The organism is Phytohabitans sp. LJ34 (assembly GCF_052068095.1).
In the GTDB taxonomy this organism is placed as follows: Bacteria; Actinomycetota; Actinomycetes; order Mycobacteriales; family Micromonosporaceae; genus Phytohabitans.
This window is the reverse complement of record NZ_JBQHDG010000012.1, coordinates 41317-57270: the sequence shown is the minus strand read 5'-3', so window position 1 is coordinate 57270 and position 15954 is coordinate 41317. Positions and strand designations below refer to the sequence as shown.

Genomic DNA, 15954 nt, shown 5'->3' with positions numbered 1-15954 from the left:
CGGTCAGGCCGCGCGGGCGGCGAAGAGCATGTGCATGTCGGTGTCGGCGAGGCGGCGTTCCTGGGTGTCGGTGACCTCGAAGCCGCGCGCGCGCAGCATGGCGGAGACATCGCCCAGCCGGCCGTCGATGTCGTGCACCTCGACGACGATCTCGCGGATCTTCGCCCAGTCGCCGTCGGCGATGCCGGCGAGCACGTCGGCCTCCGCCTTCTCGACGTCGATCTTCACGAGGTCGGCGCGGTCGGCGCCGGACTCGCGCAGCAGCCGGGAGAACGTGAGCGTCTCGCACTCCACGTAGGACAGCTGATGCCGGGAGGTCGCCAGATAGCGGGCGTCGCGCTCCGGCACGCCACCGTCCACAAGCAACTTGGTCGCGAGCGCCACGTCGTCGTCGGGTACGACGTAGAGGCCGGACTCCGCCGGTGCCTTCGGGTAGTACCCGAAACGGGCCCGCCCGTCCGTGGCGGCGAGCGCCACGTTGCGGGTCAGGCCACCGGGCACGTGCCGCGTGAAGTTTTCCTCCAAGGCGAGGTAGGTGTCCGGACCCGGCTCGGCCGCGACGATGAACGCGTCCGGGTAGCGGGCCTTGAAGAAGAGCGAGGCCAGCCCGATGTTGGCGCCGATGTCGAAGATGACCGCCGGCGCCGGCCGGGCATCGCCGGGGCGCAGGTAGCTCTCCTCGACGAAGATCTCGCGGTAGAGCAACGCCGCCTCGCCGGCGTCGACCTGTGTGACATCCTGCCCGTTCGGCAGCCGGCGCCGGATCAGCCCCATCACGTCTCCTCGCGGTCGTCAGGAATACCCACCCAGGTTCGGCGACCGCCGATCCGGTCGTCACCTTCCCGGTTGCGGTGGGTGGCCCGACTCAGCACGGAGGGAGAGGCGCCAGGCGACCACCGCCCATAGAGTCATGTCCATGGCTGCTGCCGGCACTGCCGTCGTCGTCGGCGCGAGCATGGGCGGGTTGCTCGCGGCCCGCGTGCTCAGCGAGGCGTACAGCAAGGTGTTCGTGGTGGACCGCGACCGGCTGCCGGACGATCCGGTCGCCCGCCGCGGCGTGCCGCAGGGCCGCCAGCTGCACGTCCTGCTGGCCCGCGGGCGGGAAGCCTTCGACGAGCTCTTTCCCGGCCTCTCCGGCGAGCTCGGTGCGCTCGGTGCGCCGCTGGTCGACCTGCACGACGAGGTGCACTGGTACAACGACGGGTTCCGGATGCGGCGCGCACCGTCCGACCTGATCGCGGTCGGCGTGAGCCGGGCGTTGCTGGAGCACCGGGTGCGCGAGCGGGTGGGCGCGCTGCCCGGCGTCGAGCTGTGCGCGCCGGTCGACGTGCTGGGCCTGGAGGCCACCTCCGACCGCCGGCGGGTCACCGGGGTGCGGGTGCGGCCCGCGGGCGGCGACGACCGGGCGATCGCCGCCGACCTCGTGGTCGACGCGAGCGGGCGTGCCTCGCGTACCCCGTACTGGCTCGAACACCTCGGCTACCCGCGGCCCGCCGAGGAGGAGGTGCACATCGGCATCACCTATCTGACCCGCATGTACCGGCGGGAGCCGCATCACAACGAGGGCCTCTACGGCGCGCTCACCAACGCGGTGCCGGGTGCGCCCCGGGCCGGCATCCTCGCGGCGATGGAGGGCGACCAGTTCGCGGTGGCCCTCAGCGGCATCCTCGGCGACGAGCCGCCGGCGGATGACGAGGGCATCGCGCGCTTCGCCGGCACGCTCGCCGCGCCGCAGATCGCCGAGGTGGTGCGCACGGCCGTGCCGACCAGCGATCCCGTCCGCATGCGCTTCCCTGCGAGCCGGCGGCGCCGGTACGAGCGGCTGCGCCGTTTCCCCGACGGCTACCTCGTCATCGCGGACGCCCTGTGCAGCTTCAACCCGATCTACGGGCAGGGCATGACGGTCGCGGCGCTGGAGGCGCTGCTCCTGCGCCGCCTGCTCGACCGTGGCCGGCACGACCTGGCGCGGCGGTTCTTCCGGTCCGCCGCACGCCTGATCGACGCGCCGTGGTCGGTCGCGGTCGGCACCGACCTGCGGTTTCCGGAAGTCGTCGGCACCCGGTCGCCGAAGGTGCGGTTCGTCAACGCGTACATCCACCGGCTGCACGCGGCGGCGATGGCCGACCCGGCACTGGGCGCCGCGTTTCTCCGCGTGGTCAACCTGGTCGACCCGCCGTACAAGCTCCTCGCCCCCGGGATCATGTGGCGCGTCCTCCGGCGGTCGCGATGAGCCGCACGCTGGTCTCCACCCGCCGCCTTACGGTGGGCGGGATCAGCACGCCCCTGCGGGAGGCCGGCCCGGCCGGCGACCGCGAGGCGGTCGTCTTCTTCCACGGCAACCCGGGCTCCGGCGCCGACTGGGACGGCCTGCTGGCCCGGACCGGCCGCTTCGCGCGGGCGATCGCGTGGGACGCGCCGGGCTTCGGCCAGGCCGACAAGCCACGCGACTTCCCGCACACGGTCGACGGCCACACCGACTACGTGGCCGGCGCCCTCGACGCGCTCGGCGTCGAACGCGCCCACCTCGTCATGCACGACTTCGGCGGCGCGTGGGGGCTGGCGTGGGCGGCGGCGCACCCGGAGCGGTTCGCCAGCGCCGTGCTCGTCGACACCGGCGCGCTGATCGGGTACCGCTGGCACCGCCTCGCCCGCGTCTGGCAGGCGCCGGGCCTCGGTGAGCTCTTCATGGCCGGCACCACCAGGCCCGCGTTCCGGGCCATCCTCGGCATCGGCAACCCGTCCGGGCTCCCCCGCGAGTTCCTCGACCGGATGTACGACGACTTCGACCGCGACACGAGGCGGGCGGTACTGCGGCTGTACCGTTCGGCCCGGGACATCGAGGACTTTTCGCGGCGTCTGTCCACATCGCTCAGACCGCTGCGCCGGCCGGCACTTGTCGTGTGGGGCGCGCACGACCCGTACCTGCCGGTCACCCACGCGCGGCGGCAGGACGTGGCCTTCCCGGACGTCGAGGCGCACGTCCTCGACCACAGTGGACACTGGCCGTTCGTCGACTCGCCGGACCGCTGCGCCACCCTTGTCTCCGACTTCCTCCACCGCCATCTGAGGCACTGAAAGATCCTGGCTTTACGCGCCTCACCCGTCCGCTGCCGGTCACGCTCACCCGAGCTGTCGAGCTGCCCCGTCTGTGCGCCCAGGTCGACAGCCAATCCAATCGTGGCACCCGGTCAGTCTCTAGAGATCTTTCGGAGTTTGGGGGTGGCGGCGGTATGAGCGGCGCGGGACAAGCCCTCCTGGCGCCCCGGGCTTGTCTCGCGGACCTGGCAGTGGACGGCCGGGGGTTTCGGCGAGCGCTGCGAGCCGCCGGCCGGGAGCGGTGCCCGCGGGAGCATACGGTCCCCCGCTGACGCGGACGCGGGCAAATCTGCCTCGAAGAAACGCCACGACGAGCGGCCACGCCGGCCCCGAAAGGTCTCTAGTTGTTTGGCATGTGGACGGTGCGGAGGAACGCGGGCAGCAGCCAGGGTCGCGGGCCCCAGACGAAGACCCGGCCGGTCAGGGCGACCCGGGCCCGGCTGAACCGCCCGAACAGCATCAGGTTGAGCGACGGCGGGTGGAAGGAGAGCAGCACGTCGTCGTCGCGCGCCGGTGGCTCGGCGGTCACCCGCCCGCGGTTGCCCGTGCCGTCCCGGGTCCCGTCCAGCACGAGCGTCGTGGGTGACGTGTACTTCGACCGGAACTGGACGGCGATGCGCCGGCGGGCGGCCCGTGGCGTGCTGTCGATCAGGCCGCCGTAGCCGTACCGCACGACGCCGACGAGGAACAGCTCGAAGAACAGGGCCGCGTCCCGCGGCGGGATCTTCCACGGCGCGCGGGCGGCGCGGGCGATGTCCCAGCCGTGGATGTGCAGTTCGTTGCTCAGGTGGGCGACGAGCCCGGCCAGTGGCAGCCGGGATCCGCCCAGCCAGTCGACCGCCTCGGTGGGGACGCGCCCGTCGGTCACGGCGAGCACGGCGGCGACGTCCCGCTGGATCCGCTCGGTCAGCACGCCGAGGTCGCGCTCCTCGACGTACTGCCGCAACAGCAGGTCGTTGAAGTCGCGGACGTTGTCCACATTGGTCTTGTCGAACTGGTTGTTCAGGCGGTCGTCGCGGGACGTCCGCGCGCCGGGATCGGCGATCGTGGTGCAGGCCCAGGTGAGCGACGCCATGTGGGCCGCGGTCTGTGCCACAGTCCAGCTCTTTGTCGCGCGTACGCTCGGATCGGGCACTGTCGAGAGCAACTCGGTAAACCTGTCGGCGGCACGGCGGAGCGCGAGCCGCGCCTCCAGCCACCTCTCGGGGGCGACCTCCACGCCCTTCCCCTCCGCGACATCGACGGCCATGTCTGCCTGAGTATGCCGGCGCGGAACGCTTGTCCGGAAGGGCGCGGCGAGGTTGAGCACGATGGAAGGTTCAGTCCGCCTCGACCGGGACGAGCGCGTCGGGGCCGAGGTCGGCGAGGCCGCCGCGGCCGAGCAGGGTGAGGATGGTCGTGATCTCCTCGCGGAGGAGTTCGAGCACGCGGGTCAGCCCGGCCTCACCACCAGCGGCCAGGCCGTAGACGGCGAGCCGGCCGATGACCACGACGTCGGCGCCGAGCGCGACCGCCTTGACGACGTCCGCGCCGCGGCGGACGCCGCTGTCCAGCGCGATCCCGACGTCGGGGCCTACGGCGGCACGGATCTCGGGCAGCGCGTCGAGTGACGCACGCTGCCCGTCGAGCTGCCGGCCGCCGTGGTTGGAGACCACGAGCGCGCTCGCGCCGGCGCCGACCGCCGCGCGGGCGTCGTCGGTGGTCATGATGCCCTTCGCGATCCAGGGCAGGCTGCTCTGGCCGAGCAGGCCGCCCAGCTTTTCCCAGGACCACACCGGGGCTTCCCGCTCGATGAGCTGGCCCAGCTGCCCGAAGGCCTGTTCGAGGCTCGCGTAGTTGCCGCCGAAGAGGGCGTAGTCGGGCAGGTACCGGTTGCGGAGGTCGCGTTCGCGGCGGCCCATGACGGGTACGTCGCAGGTGACGCAGAGGCCTCGGTAGCCGGCGTCCTCGTAGCGGCGCATCATGTCCAGGAAGCCCTCCTCCGTCCCCAGTGGATGGAACTGCCCGAACACGGCCGCCGCGGGGGCCGCCGCCGCGATCTCTTCGAGCGAGTGTGAGCCCGCCTCGGGCACGATGCTCGCCGTGCCCGAGGCGGCGTTGGCCTTGGCGACCGCGATGTGACCGTCCGGGTGAAACAGTCCGTCCGCGCCGAACGGTGCGGTCAGGATCGGGAGCGCGAGGTCGACGCCGAGAAAGTGGGTCGCGGTCGCCGGGGACGGCAGGCCGCTCATCACGCGCGGGCGGAACGCCCAGCGCTCGAACGCCCGCCGGTTGCGGCGCAGCGTCGTCTCGTCGCCGGCGCCGCCTTCCAGGAAGTCGCACGCGGCGGAGGAAAGCTTGGCGAGAGCGGCGTCGCGGATCTCGTCGAGGGTGGCGAACTCGTCGGCGGCCATGGCGGCAAGGTTGCGCCGAGCGGGCGGGCGCCCGCATCGGGAGATCGCCCATGCCTGGGCCTTAGAAGCGGGCGACGGATACTTAGCTTCGCGCTTGACCGGACCGCCGGACGGCGATTTGCTGGCGGCGTGGGGGTGACACGCCTGGTCGGGCGGGACGAGGAGCTGGAGCGGATCGCTCTCGCCATCCGCGAGGCGCGGCACGTCCTGGTGACGGGCGCGGTGGGCCTCGGCAAGACGCGGCTCGTCGCGCAGGCGGCCAAGGCGGCCCGGGAGGCGGGCGCGGTCGTGGTCGAGGCGTCGTGCCTCCCGCTCGACGTACGCCTGCCCCTGCTGCCCGCCATCGAGATCCTGCGCGGCCTCGACAAGGCCCTGGGCCGGCCGGCGTTCGCCGAGGTCCTTTCCGGACTCCCGCCGTACGCGGTGGACGAGCTGGCCCGGCTGGTACCGGAGCTGGTCGGCCGGGCGGCCGGGCCGGACGCGCTCCCAGCGGGCGAGTGGCAGCGGCAGCGCATGTTCGCCGCCATCGACCAGGTGCTGAGCGGCGCCGGCGGCGGCCGTCCGGTCGTGGTGGTGGTCGACGATCTCCATTGGAGCGACGCGGCGACCGTGGACCTGCTGACCTACCTGCGTGCGCCGGCCAGCGGCTCGATCAGCCTGCTCGTGACCTGCCGCAGTGACGAGGCTCCCCTCGATCCGCCGGCCGCCCGGTGGGTGGAGCAGGCCCGCCGGCCCGAGACGGTGCGGCTGGAGCTGGCCGGACTGTCCCGGCCGGCGCTGGCCGAGCTCGCCGAGGAGATTCTCGGCCAGCCACCGCGTCCGGCCATGATCGAGGGACTGCACCGGCGCTCGGAGGGCAACCCGTACTTCGCGGAGGAGCTCGTCGCGGCCGCCGGCGCCACCGGCGAGGTGCTGCCCCGCGCGCTGGCCGAGCTGCTCGTGGCGCGTTCACACCGGGTCGGCCTCCCGGCCCGCACCGTGCTCTCGGTGCTGGCCGTGGCGGGCCGGCCCGTCCCCGAGACGGTCGTCGCCCGGGTCACCGGGATGGCCGCGGCGGACGTGGCCGCCGCCATGCACGAGCTCCTCGACGCCAAGCTCGCGCTCCCCGACCGCGCCGGCTGCCGGACACAGCACGCGTTGCTGGCCGAGGCGGTGGCCGGCGACCTGCTGGCCGACGAGCGCCGCGACACCCACGCCGGGCTGGCCGCCGCCCTCCAGGCGCTGGGAGACCCGGCGCTGTCGGCCGAGATCGCCGGTCACTGGTCGGCCGCCGGCCGGCCCCACGACGAGCTGGGGGCGCTGCTCGAGGCCGCCGAGCACAGCCACCGGACGCGCGCGTACGCGCAGGCGGCCGACCTCTGGCAGCGCGCGACCGGCATCCTGGAGAGCGTGCCCGGCGCGGCCGGGAGGTCCGGGCTGGAAGCCGGTTGGCTGCGGGTCAGGAGCATCGACGCGCTCCAGGCGTGCGGTCGCGACCTGGACGCGGCGGTCCTCACCGAGCAGACCTACGCGCGGCTCGGCGGCTCGGCCGGCGGCGCGCTGCTGGCGGCGGTGCTGCACCGCACCGCGTGGCATCGCGGCGTCATCGGGCAGCGCGAGGGACCGCCGAGCCCGGCCTACGCCCTTTTCGAAGAGGCGTCGCGCATCCACGAGACCCTGCCGCGGTCGGCCGAGTACGCGCGCTTGCTCGCCGACCACGCGGCCTTCGTGTGGTTGGACAGCTGCGACCGCGACAGCGGATCGATCTATCGAAGGGCGCTCGACGTCGCCGAGCACTGTGGCGCCGCTCTCGAAGCCGCCCACGCGTTGATCGGTCTCGCCGAGGTCGAGTTCGTGCACGGCGACCCGGCCGAGGGCTCCAGGCTGCTGGATCGCGCGCGCGACAACGCCCGATCGGGGCCGCACGGCGAGCTCAGCCTCCGGGTCGACTTCCTGGCCGCCGAGTGCCACAGCAACGCGCTGCTCAAGACGGGCCACCTGGCGCAGGCCGAGCGGGTCGCGCTGGACGGCCTCGATCGGGCCCGCCGGGCCGGTGCGCTGGCCGGTTACCCCGCGGCGGTCCTGCACCACAACGCGGCCGAGGCGTTCCTGGAGCGCGGCCTCGTCGACGACGCGGCCGCGCTCCTGTCCGGGGTGCTCGACAGCGGGCCGAGGCTCGACGACTGGAATCTGCACCTGTGCCAGGCGCAGATCGAGGTCTGTCGCGGTGCCATCGACACCGCCGCCGCCCGCATGCGCGCCGTCGACGCACTCGGCCTGACCGGTCCGAGACTCTGGGTGTACGAGCGGCAGCGGCTCCTCCCCCGGATCGCGCTCTGGGCCGGCGACCCGGCGATGGCGCTCGATCGCATCGAGCACGCGCTGGAGCTGCTGGGCGGCCGCACTCTGGAGCAGTACTGCGGCGAGCTCTTCGCGCTCGGCGCGCGGGCCATAGCCGACCTGGCCGAGACCGCGCGGGCGCGCCGCGACCGTGCCGCGGAGACGGCCGCACTCGCCGCCGCCGACCGGCTTCTGGCGGCGCTGGAGCGGATGCGGGGCCGGCCGTTCGCCGAGCATCAGTTCCTGGCGACGATTCCGGGCGATCGGGCCGACTGGGAGGCCGAGCTGCGGCGGGCCCGCGGCGCCGGCGATCCCGACGCGTGGGTCGAGGCGGCGGGGATCTGGCAGCGGCTGGGCCGCCCCCATCGCCGGGCGTACGCGTTGTCGCGGCAGGCGGAGGCGCTGCTGGCCGGGTCGCGCTACCCGATGGCCGCCGCCGGCACGTTGCGCGCGGCGGCCGAGGCGGCGAGCGGGATGGCGCCCTTGACCGAGGCCATCCACCGGCTTGCGCACAGGTCCCGGATTTCGCTCAGCCCGGCGCCGGCGGTGCCGCCGGGGGTGGACGACCCGTATGGCCTCACGCACCGGGAGCGGCGGGTGCTCCGGCTCCTCGCCAAGGGCTACACCAATACGGAGATCGGCGCGGAGTTGCTGATGAGCCCGAAGACCGCGAGCGTGCACGTGAGCAACATCCTGCGAAAGCTCGACGTGGCCAACCGGGCCGAAGCGGCGGCCGTGGGCGTGCGGGCCGGTCTGACCGACCCCGATCCCTAGGCCAGCTGGGAGATCGCCCGCGCGGCGATCCCCCAGCGTGTCCACATCGGAGCGTTGATGCCCGCTGTTACGGGCAGCGCCGCCAGTTGAAGTGGTAGACCGTCCTGATGTCGCCGTCGGTCGAGTCCATCGTCACGAAGCTGGTGCCCGTCGACGTGCCCTTGTTCACGCGCAGCTCGGTGTTGATGTTGAGGTTGCGCAGCTCACCGCAGGGGCGCCAGACCATCGCGGCGACCTCCACCTCGTCGGTGGCGATCCAGTTGTCGTCCAGTGGCGCGGTGATCGGGTGCGTGACGAAGCTGCCCTGCGTCATGCCCTGGAAGTAGTAGTTGGCCCGCTGCATGGCGCTGGCTCCCCGCTCCAGCAACGCGTACCCGCGGTGGTCCACCTTGGCGATCGCGAAGGTGAATCCCTGTGGCACGTGGACGAGCACGTTGATCTGGCAGTTCTTGCGTCCGTCCGCGACCGGCAGGCCGGGACCGACCTGTGCCAGGTAGTCGCTGTAGATGACGGTGAAGGCGGTGTTGTCCGGCGATACAGCGACGTCCGCCGTTCCGGGACGGCAACCGGAGCCGGCCATCGCGATGAGGTCGATGACGACCTTGTCGTCCGGCGGTGGGACCGGGTCGTCCAGGAAGCCCTCGGCCGACGCCGGCGACATGCCGATCAGCGATGAGGTCAACAGCGCCAGTACAACACCACTACGCACCAATAGCTTACGCATGGGACTCCTTTCGAAGCGGTGCGATGATGCGCGCGCGCCGGCCAATGCTATAAGTCAGATTGAGAGCTATCAATGGCTGATTCTGGGCGCGATTCTTTCAATAAATCAGTTAGGTGTGTTTTCGATTGGGTCTTTTCTTCACAGTAGCTCTGGTCTGCGGCAACAAGCTACACCAAAGGCTTCGATAAGCCCCGCATGCCATCAAATCGCCCGTCATTTTCCCCCGGTACTTCCGTTTTGATCTAGCCCAGACGCGGCGATCACAAGCGAAGCAATATTTCGACAGGCATTTCGATATGACCTTTGTCGATGTCTTGTGTGATCTGTAAACGGGTCGCTACGATCCCACGCGAGACGCCTCACCCCCAGGCGGCCACCGGTAGTCCCCTAGCCCCGCGACCGAAGGTCGGCGCGAGGGCTATATGACGACAAGGTGCGCGGCTATCAGTTTCGTTACCCGAGGAGATCCCATGACGGTAGGACCGATCGGCGTCGGACGCGCGATCACCGTCGCGCTCGCTGTGGCAATGGCCCTGTCCCTCCCCGGCTCCGCGCAGGCCGAGCCCACCGAGGCGGCCGCGACGGAGGCGGCACCGGACGCCGCGATCGCCATCGACGTGGTGGCGGCGGCCGGCTCGGGCTGCCCGCCCGGCACGCTCAGGGTCATCGGCAACGCGGACAACACAGGCTTCCGGATCAGGTACACGACCTTCGTCGCGGAGGCCGGCGGGGGCGCCGACGTGGCCGACCGCCGCAAGAACTGCCAGGCCGCCCTGCTGGTGAGCGTCCCGGCGGGCTGGACCTTCGCCGTCGCCTCGGCGGAGTACCGCGGCCGGCTCCGCCTGGACAGCGGTGCCACCGCGCTGCACCGCACCAACTACTACTGGCAGGGTTCCTCGGAGAACAACCAGGAAGACCACCCCTTCTCCGGGCCGGCCAGCGGTGCCTGGCGCGCCTCCGACAGCGCCTACGCGCTCGTGTACAAGCCCTGCAACGAGCAGCGGATCCTCAACGTCAACACCGAGCTGCGGGTCGACGAGGGTACGTCGAGCCGGAAGAACACCATCTCGATGAGCTCCAGCGAAGCCGACGTGGAGACCCTGTTCAACTTCACCTGGCGGAGGTGCTGACTCCTGCCGTCGCAGTGGTCACGAAGGGCGTCAGCCCTTCGTGACCACGCCGCTGGCGGGCCCGCCAGCACGGTTGACAGCGATCGATCAACGTCATACGGTTCTTTCCACGAATGGTCCGGGCGGCCACTCGGCATTGACTCGTACAAGCCTGAGTTGCCCGAAGGACGTGTGTGATGAAACGACGGCAACTGCTGGCCCTTGGCGGCCTGGCGTCGCTGATGGCAGCCTGTGGAGACGACGACAGCTCCTCCGCGGACAACCTTCAATTGCAGTTCATGTACTGGGGCTCCACCTTCGAACAGAAGGCCGTTGAGAAGATGCTCAAGGCCTTCGAGCAAAGCAACAGCGGTACGAAGGTCAAACCCCTCTTCACCCCGGACGAGTACGACGTCAAACTCAACACGCTCGTCGCCAGCGGCAGCGTGCCCGACGTCGGCTACGTCCCGATGGCGATGTCCTACCGGCTGGCTGAGCAGGGCAAGCTGGTAAACCTCTTCGCCTACCTCGAGAAGTATCCGCAGCTGGCCGGCTACCTCCCGGATGCCTACCTCTGGTACGGCAAAGACCAGCTGCACGGGGTGGCGACCGCCAACGAGATCGAGCTTTTGTGGTACAGCAAGTCGGCGATCAGCGAGGCCGGGATCTCCGCGCCACCCGCCGACGCGGCCAGCGCCTGGACCTGGGATCAGCTCATCCAGAACGCCTACAAACTCACCATCGACCAAAGCGGCAAACACCCCGACGAGTCCGGCTTCAACCCCAAGCAGGTGCGGCAGTTCGGCATTTCGAGCAGCATCACGTATGCGGCGGCATGGTACGGCTTTCTGCGCAGCAACGGCGCCGACTTCGCCGACGAGACGGGCACGAAATGCCTGCTCGACACGCCTGAGGCCATCGAGGTGTTTCAAAACCTACAAGATCTGATCTACAAACACCGGGTTGCTCCCGGTCCGGGGCAGCTCGCCGCGACCGGCGACGACGTGCCGGGTACGAACATCCTGTTGAAAACGAAGCGGGTGGCGATGGTGGTCGACGGCCACTGGAGCCTGCTGGACATGAACGAGAGCAAGACCGACTACGGCATCGGCGTGCTGCCCAGATACGACACGCCGTTCACCACCAGCCAGGTCGCCGGCGCCTCGGCCGTCTTCGCGGGCGGAAAGCACGTCGAGGAGGCGGTCGAGCTGTTCGCCTTCCACATCGACCCGCGCTACGTCGACCTCTACAAGCAGGGCCTGTGGATGCCGCAGGAGCGCAAGTACTACGAGGACCCGGCGGCCATCGACTCCTGGACGAAGAACGACTCCCACCCGCCCGAGTTCCGCACGGCGGTGGTGGACTACGCGCGGGAGCACGGCGTGCCGGACCTGCGCGTGCGGCTGAAGAACCTGTCAGCCATCAGCACCGACGTGCTGACCCCCGCCTTGCAGGAGATCGAGACCGGCAAGCGGCCCGCCGCGGCGGTGCTCAAGGAGGCCGCTCCGAAGATCACCAGCAAGATGCAGGGCTGGCAGCACACGCAAAGGCTCTGACGCGATGGCGGCTCCCCCGGGCCTGCGGCGCCGTCCCGGCGTGCGGCGCCCGGCCACCCCACAGCGCCCGGCCGGCCCGCGGCGCCTCTCCGGCCAGCGGCGCCTGGAACGCCGCTGGGGCCTGCTGATGGCCGTGCCGGCGATCCTCGGCTTTGTCATCTTCACCGCCGGACCGATGCTCGCGTCGCTCGGTTTCAGCCTCACGGACTGGCAGGTCGGTGCCACGCCCTCCTTCGTGGGGACGGAAAACTACACGGCCCTGGCCAACGACGAGCTGTTCTGGAAGTCGTTGAGCGCCACCACCTACTACACGCTCGGGGCGGTCCCGCTCTCCCTGATTGTCGCGTTCGCGGTGGCGATGCTGCTCAACCAGCGGGTGCGCGGGCTGCCCGTCTGGCGGACCATCTTCTACCTGCCGACCCTGGTGCCCGCGATCGCCAACGTGGTCCTCTGGATCTGGATCTTCAACCCCGACTTCGGCCTACTCAACTCGCTGCTGCGTCAGGGTGGGCTACCGGCCGGCATGTGGATCTACGACGAGAGCACGGCCGTTCCGTCGCTGATCGTCATGAGTACATGGGGTTTCGGCAACACCATGGTGATCTTCCTGGCCGGGCTTCAGGGCGTGCCGCAGCACCTCTACGAGGCGGTGTCGGTGGACGGGGGCGGGCCGTGGCACCGGTTTCGCCACGTGACCGTGCCGATGATGACACCCACCATCTTCTACAACCTCGTCGTCGGCGTCATCGGCACCTTCCAGGTCTTCAACCAGGCCTACGTGATGACCGAGGGAGGCCCCAACAACGCCACGCTGTTCTACGTCTACTACCTGTTTCGCAAGGCGTTCCGGGAAAGCGAGATGGGCTACGCGTGCGCCCTGGCATGGGTGCTCTTCATGATCATCATGGTCGTCACCTTCCTGCTGTTTCGCAACGCCCGGCGGTGGGTCTACTACGAGATGGCGGCCGCGCGATGAGAGCACGAATCCCCTTGTACATCGCGCTGGCGGCCGGTGCGGCGGCGACGCTGCTGCCGTTCGTGTGGCTGGTGCGCAGCGCGTTCATGCAGGACGCGCAGATGTTCATCTCGCCTCCACAGTGGATACCCGACCCGTTCCAGTGGTCGAACTTCACCGAAGCGCTTACGGCACAACCCTTCGGCCGCTACTTCCTCAACACCGTGATCATCGCGGTCATCAGCGTGCTCGGCACGGTGCTGACCTGTTCGGTCGCCGCCTTCAGCTTCTCCCGGCTGCGCTGGCGCGGCCGCAACGTGGTCTTCGGCGTGCTGCTCAGCAGCGTGATGCTGCCGTACGCGGTGACGCTGATCCCGACCTTCGTGATGTGGCAGGAGCTCGGCGCGCTCAACACGATCGCGCCGCTGACCGTGCCCAGCTGGTTCGCCGGCGCCGGCGGCGGCGTGCTCAACGTGTTTCTGCTGCGGCAGTTCTTCCTGACCATCCCGTACGAGCTGGACGAGGCCGCCTACATCGACGGCGCCTCACCGTGGCGGGTCTTCTGGATGGTCGTCATGCCGCTGTCCAAACCCGCCATCGTCGTGGTCACCATCTTCACGTTCATCGGCACCTGGAACGACTTTCTCGGCCCGCTGCTGTACCTCAACGACGAGGAAAAGTACACGCTGTCGATCGGCCTGGCGTCGTTTCAGAGCATCTACATCACCCAGTGGGGCTACCTCATGGCCGCGTCCGCCGCCGTCATCGCCCCGATCATCGCGCTGTTCTTCTTCCTACAGCGGTACTTCATCGAAGGGGTAACCCTTACCGGCATCAAGAACTGAGGTCCGACATGAAACGCGCCATCATGCCCGCGGTGCTCGTGTTGCTCGCTTCCCTGCTGGTCGTCGTCGCCGGGCCGGCTTACGCCGTGGGTGCGGCCACGGTGGTCGACAGGTTCGGCCGCACCGTCAACGACTACGGCGTCAAGCTCGTGGACTGGGAGGGCTACCTCGCCAATCCGTACGTCGAGCTGACCGTGCGGCCGCCGGCCAGCGGTCCGTTTCCGGTCACGATCGATCTGAAGGCCGAGGGCACGTCCCGGCTGATGATGGACCTGCCCAGCCAGCTGACCGCGACCGGTGCCACCAAACAGCTCACCTTCGCGAACGCGTCGGAGCAGAAAACCTTCAAGCTGGCCATCCACTCCAAACGCGGCCCCGGCGCCGACGAGCTCTACACGCTGCGGCTCAACATCCGGGCGGCGGACAACAGCACGCTCGCCCAGACCATGCCGATCCGGGTGCAGCAGGACCAGAAGACGGCGCTCGAACCCACCATCCCGATCAACTTCGACTACCGGTACGACAACATCACCGGCTACTTCAACAACGCCGCCTTCCGGACGGCGGCGGAGGAGGCCGTGAAGGACTGGTACCGGTTCTTCAACCTGCAACCCTTCGACACGGTCGCGGCCGGCGCCGAACCCAACCACCTACCCGGCAACGACTGGCAGAACACCATCAACGTCACCAACAATGCCGCCTACAACGGCATGTGGGTGTACTTCCGCGGCATCCAAACCCCGTACTCCACCGGCTACCCGGCCAACAACGGCCGCTACCACACCCGCAACGGGCAACAACTGCCCGGCCCGATCCACCGCTCCACCGCGATGATCTTCGAATACGACGAGGCGGGCAAGCAGCTGTTCACCTCACTGGCGGACGAAGACTGGTACCGGACCGAGATCGCCGGGTCGGTGTTGGACGTGCACGGGCTGGTGATGCACGAGTACGGCCACGCGGTCGCCTACCACAGCGACTGGGCCGGCATGCGCAACTACGTCAACACCCAGGGCGCGAACGACGCGGAGGTCATCGCCTACCAAGGCCGGACGGTGCCGCTGGACAGCAGCTACCACATCCCCGGCACCTCCCCGTACTGGGACCGCCTCAGCGGACAAAGCGGCGGCTGGAACCACCTGTTCCCCACCCGCCGCTGGATGCTCACCAAGCTGGCGCTGCTGGTCGCCGAGAACGCCGGCTGGCCGTTGAACCGCAACCTCACCCCCTTCCTCGCCCCGTCGATCGTCACCACCAGCCTGCCCAATGCCCCCACCGGACAGGCGTACCAGCAAACCCTCACCGCCAAGGGCGGCGTACCGTTCTACGACTGGCGGGTCACGTCCGGCGCGCTGCCGGCCGGGCTGACCCTCGACCGGTTCACCGGCACCATCACCGGCACCCCGACGACCGCCGGCACGTACTCGTTCACCGTCGAGCTGCGCGACTACGACGCACTCAGCACGCCGGTGACGCGCGCGTTCCAGCTCACCGTCGGCGGCGGCGGCAACCCCGGCGGCGGAAACCTCGCGACGCAGGCGACCACGTCGTGTTCGTTCACCTCGTCGTGGGAGAGCTGCGCGGCGATCAACACCGGCGGCGACCCGGCGAGCTCCAACATTGGCGCGCCCAACCAGGGCAACCGCTGGGGCACGTGGCCGGAGCAGGGCCAGCAGTGGGCCGAGCTCACCTGGTCGGCGCCGCAGTCGCTAAGCCAGGCGCAGGTGTACTTCTTCGACGACAACCAGGGCATCGACCTGCCGTCGTCGTGGCGCTTGCAGTACTGGAACGGAAGCTCCTACGTGGACGTTCCCGGCGCCAGCACGTACCCGGTGGCCGGCAACCAGTACAACACGGCCACCTTCTCCGCCGTGAGCACCACACGGCTGCGCGTGCTCCTGCAAAGCGCCCCGAACTTGTCCGTGGGGCTACTGGAGGTGAAGGCGTTCAGCTGAGAGCGACCAGGAGAGCTTCCGGGGGCAGGTTTCTTCGTAGCGGATGTCCCGGGTCCGCGTCAGCGGCGGGCCGTTTGCTCCCGCGGGCACCATCCTGACATAGCGTGACCAGCCCACGGGCGGGACTTCGAGATCTAGGAGGCTTAGGGTTGAAGTAGCGCCCTAGCTCTTCTAGATCTCGAATCCCGCGCCGCTCACACCGCGGCGGCGGTTATCGGCGGCGGCGAA

At 69.9% G+C, this 15954-nt stretch carries 12 protein-coding genes; 8 read left to right on the top strand and 4 right to left on the bottom strand.

Annotation, left to right across the window (positions count from 1 at the left end):
* Window positions 1-3 precede the first annotated feature (3 nt).
* Window positions 4-774: an FkbM family methyltransferase gene (locus tag ACTMTJ_RS21805; protein ID WP_441219376.1), complete on the bottom strand. Its 771-nt coding sequence runs from the start codon at window positions 772-774 to the stop codon at window positions 4-6.
* Window positions 775-916: 142 nt separating this feature from the next.
* On the opposite strand from ACTMTJ_RS21805, the gene ACTMTJ_RS21800 reads away from it, so the two are divergent.
* Together ACTMTJ_RS21800 and ACTMTJ_RS21795 are read left to right on the top strand one after the other, a co-directional pair.
* Window positions 917-2230: an FAD-dependent oxidoreductase gene (locus ACTMTJ_RS21800; RefSeq protein WP_441219374.1), complete on the top strand. Its 1314-nt coding sequence runs from the start codon at window positions 917-919 to the stop codon at window positions 2228-2230.
* On the top strand, window positions 2227-3075 hold the full coding sequence (locus ACTMTJ_RS21795) for an alpha/beta fold hydrolase (protein ID WP_441219372.1): 849 nt from the start codon (window positions 2227-2229) through the stop codon (window positions 3073-3075). The genes ACTMTJ_RS21800 and ACTMTJ_RS21795 overlap by 4 nt, the downstream gene beginning before the upstream one ends.
* 361 nt (window positions 3076-3436) lie before the next feature.
* Here the strand turns inward: ACTMTJ_RS21795 and ACTMTJ_RS21790 are convergent, their stop codons facing one another.
* Window positions 3437-4345, bottom strand: a complete 909-nt coding sequence (locus ACTMTJ_RS21790) for a hypothetical protein (protein WP_441219370.1) — start codon at window positions 4343-4345, stop codon at window positions 3437-3439.
* A 70-nt stretch (window positions 4346-4415) separates the two neighbouring features.
* Window positions 4416-5489, bottom strand: coding sequence for an alpha-hydroxy acid oxidase (locus ACTMTJ_RS21785; protein WP_441219368.1), 1074 nt, complete (start codon window positions 5487-5489; stop codon window positions 4416-4418).
* A gap of 129 nt (window positions 5490-5618) precedes the next feature.
* Between ACTMTJ_RS21785 and ACTMTJ_RS21780 the strand changes: the two genes are divergently transcribed.
* Window positions 5619-8582: a helix-turn-helix transcriptional regulator gene (locus ACTMTJ_RS21780; protein WP_441219366.1), complete on the top strand. Its 2964-nt coding sequence runs from the start codon at window positions 5619-5621 to the stop codon at window positions 8580-8582.
* Window positions 8583-8649: 67 nt separating this feature from the next.
* Here the strand turns inward: ACTMTJ_RS21780 and ACTMTJ_RS21775 are convergent, their stop codons facing one another.
* On the bottom strand, window positions 8650-9306 hold the full coding sequence (locus ACTMTJ_RS21775) for a DUF4360 domain-containing protein (protein ID WP_441219364.1): 657 nt from the start codon (window positions 9304-9306) through the stop codon (window positions 8650-8652).
* 470 nt (window positions 9307-9776) lie between these two features.
* On the opposite strand from ACTMTJ_RS21775, the gene ACTMTJ_RS21770 reads away from it, so the two are divergent.
* The 5 genes from ACTMTJ_RS21770 to ACTMTJ_RS21750 all read left to right on the top strand — a co-directional run bounded on the left by ACTMTJ_RS21770 (window position 9777) and on the right by ACTMTJ_RS21750 (window position 15726).
* On the top strand, window positions 9777-10436 hold the full coding sequence (locus ACTMTJ_RS21770; protein ID WP_441219362.1) for a DUF4360 domain-containing protein: 660 nt from the start codon (window positions 9777-9779) through the stop codon (window positions 10434-10436).
* A 176-nt stretch (window positions 10437-10612) separates the two neighbouring features.
* Window positions 10613-11971 (top strand): extracellular solute-binding protein, encoded by a 1359-nt coding sequence (locus ACTMTJ_RS21765; protein ID WP_441219360.1) that lies wholly within the window; start codon window positions 10613-10615, stop codon window positions 11969-11971.
* Window positions 11972-11975: 4 nt separating this feature from the next.
* Complete coding sequence (locus ACTMTJ_RS21760) at window positions 11976-12947, top strand: carbohydrate ABC transporter permease (protein ID WP_441219358.1); 972 nt, start codon at window positions 11976-11978, stop codon at window positions 12945-12947.
* Window positions 12944-13771 carry a carbohydrate ABC transporter permease gene (locus tag ACTMTJ_RS21755; RefSeq protein WP_441219356.1) on the top strand — a complete coding sequence of 276 codons (828 nt, stop codon included), beginning with the start codon at window positions 12944-12946 and terminating at the stop codon, window positions 13769-13771. The genes ACTMTJ_RS21760 and ACTMTJ_RS21755 overlap by 4 nt, the downstream gene beginning before the upstream one ends.
* Before the next feature lie 8 nt (window positions 13772-13779).
* Window positions 13780-15726 carry a putative Ig domain-containing protein gene (locus ACTMTJ_RS21750; RefSeq protein ID WP_441219354.1) on the top strand — a complete coding sequence of 649 codons (1947 nt, stop codon included), beginning with the start codon at window positions 13780-13782 and terminating at the stop codon, window positions 15724-15726.
* Window positions 15727-15954 lie beyond the last annotated feature (228 nt).

Excerpts from the sequence above, each read along its gene's own strand:
- ACTMTJ_RS21755 (WP_441219356.1), top strand. The coding sequence starts at position 12,944 with ATGAGAGCACGAATCCCCTTGTACATCGCGCTGGCGGCCGGTGCGGCG.
- ACTMTJ_RS21765 (WP_441219360.1), top strand. The coding sequence starts at position 10,613 with ATGAAACGACGGCAACTGCTGGCCCTTGGCGGCCTGGCGTCGCTGATG.
- ACTMTJ_RS21750 (WP_441219354.1), top strand. The coding sequence starts at position 13,780 with ATGAAACGCGCCATCATGCCCGCGGTGCTCGTGTTGCTCGCTTCCCTG.
- ACTMTJ_RS21760 (WP_441219358.1), top strand. The coding sequence starts at position 11,976 with ATGGCGGCTCCCCCGGGCCTGCGGCGCCGTCCCGGCGTGCGGCGCCCG.
- ACTMTJ_RS21770 (WP_441219362.1), top strand. The coding sequence starts at position 9,777 with ATGACGGTAGGACCGATCGGCGTCGGACGCGCGATCACCGTCGCGCTC.
- ACTMTJ_RS21775 (WP_441219364.1), bottom strand. The coding sequence starts at position 9,306 with ATGCGTAAGCTATTGGTGCGTAGTGGTGTTGTACTGGCGCTGTTGACC.
- ACTMTJ_RS21800 (WP_441219374.1), top strand. The coding sequence starts at position 917 with ATGGCTGCTGCCGGCACTGCCGTCGTCGTCGGCGCGAGCATGGGCGGG.
- ACTMTJ_RS21805 (WP_441219376.1), bottom strand. The coding sequence starts at position 774 with ATGGGGCTGATCCGGCGCCGGCTGCCGAACGGGCAGGATGTCACACAG.
- ACTMTJ_RS21795 (WP_441219372.1), top strand. The coding sequence starts at position 2,227 with ATGAGCCGCACGCTGGTCTCCACCCGCCGCCTTACGGTGGGCGGGATC.
- ACTMTJ_RS21790 (WP_441219370.1), bottom strand. The coding sequence starts at position 4,345 with ATGGCCGTCGATGTCGCGGAGGGGAAGGGCGTGGAGGTCGCCCCCGAG.
- ACTMTJ_RS21785 (WP_441219368.1), bottom strand. The coding sequence starts at position 5,489 with ATGGCCGCCGACGAGTTCGCCACCCTCGACGAGATCCGCGACGCCGCT.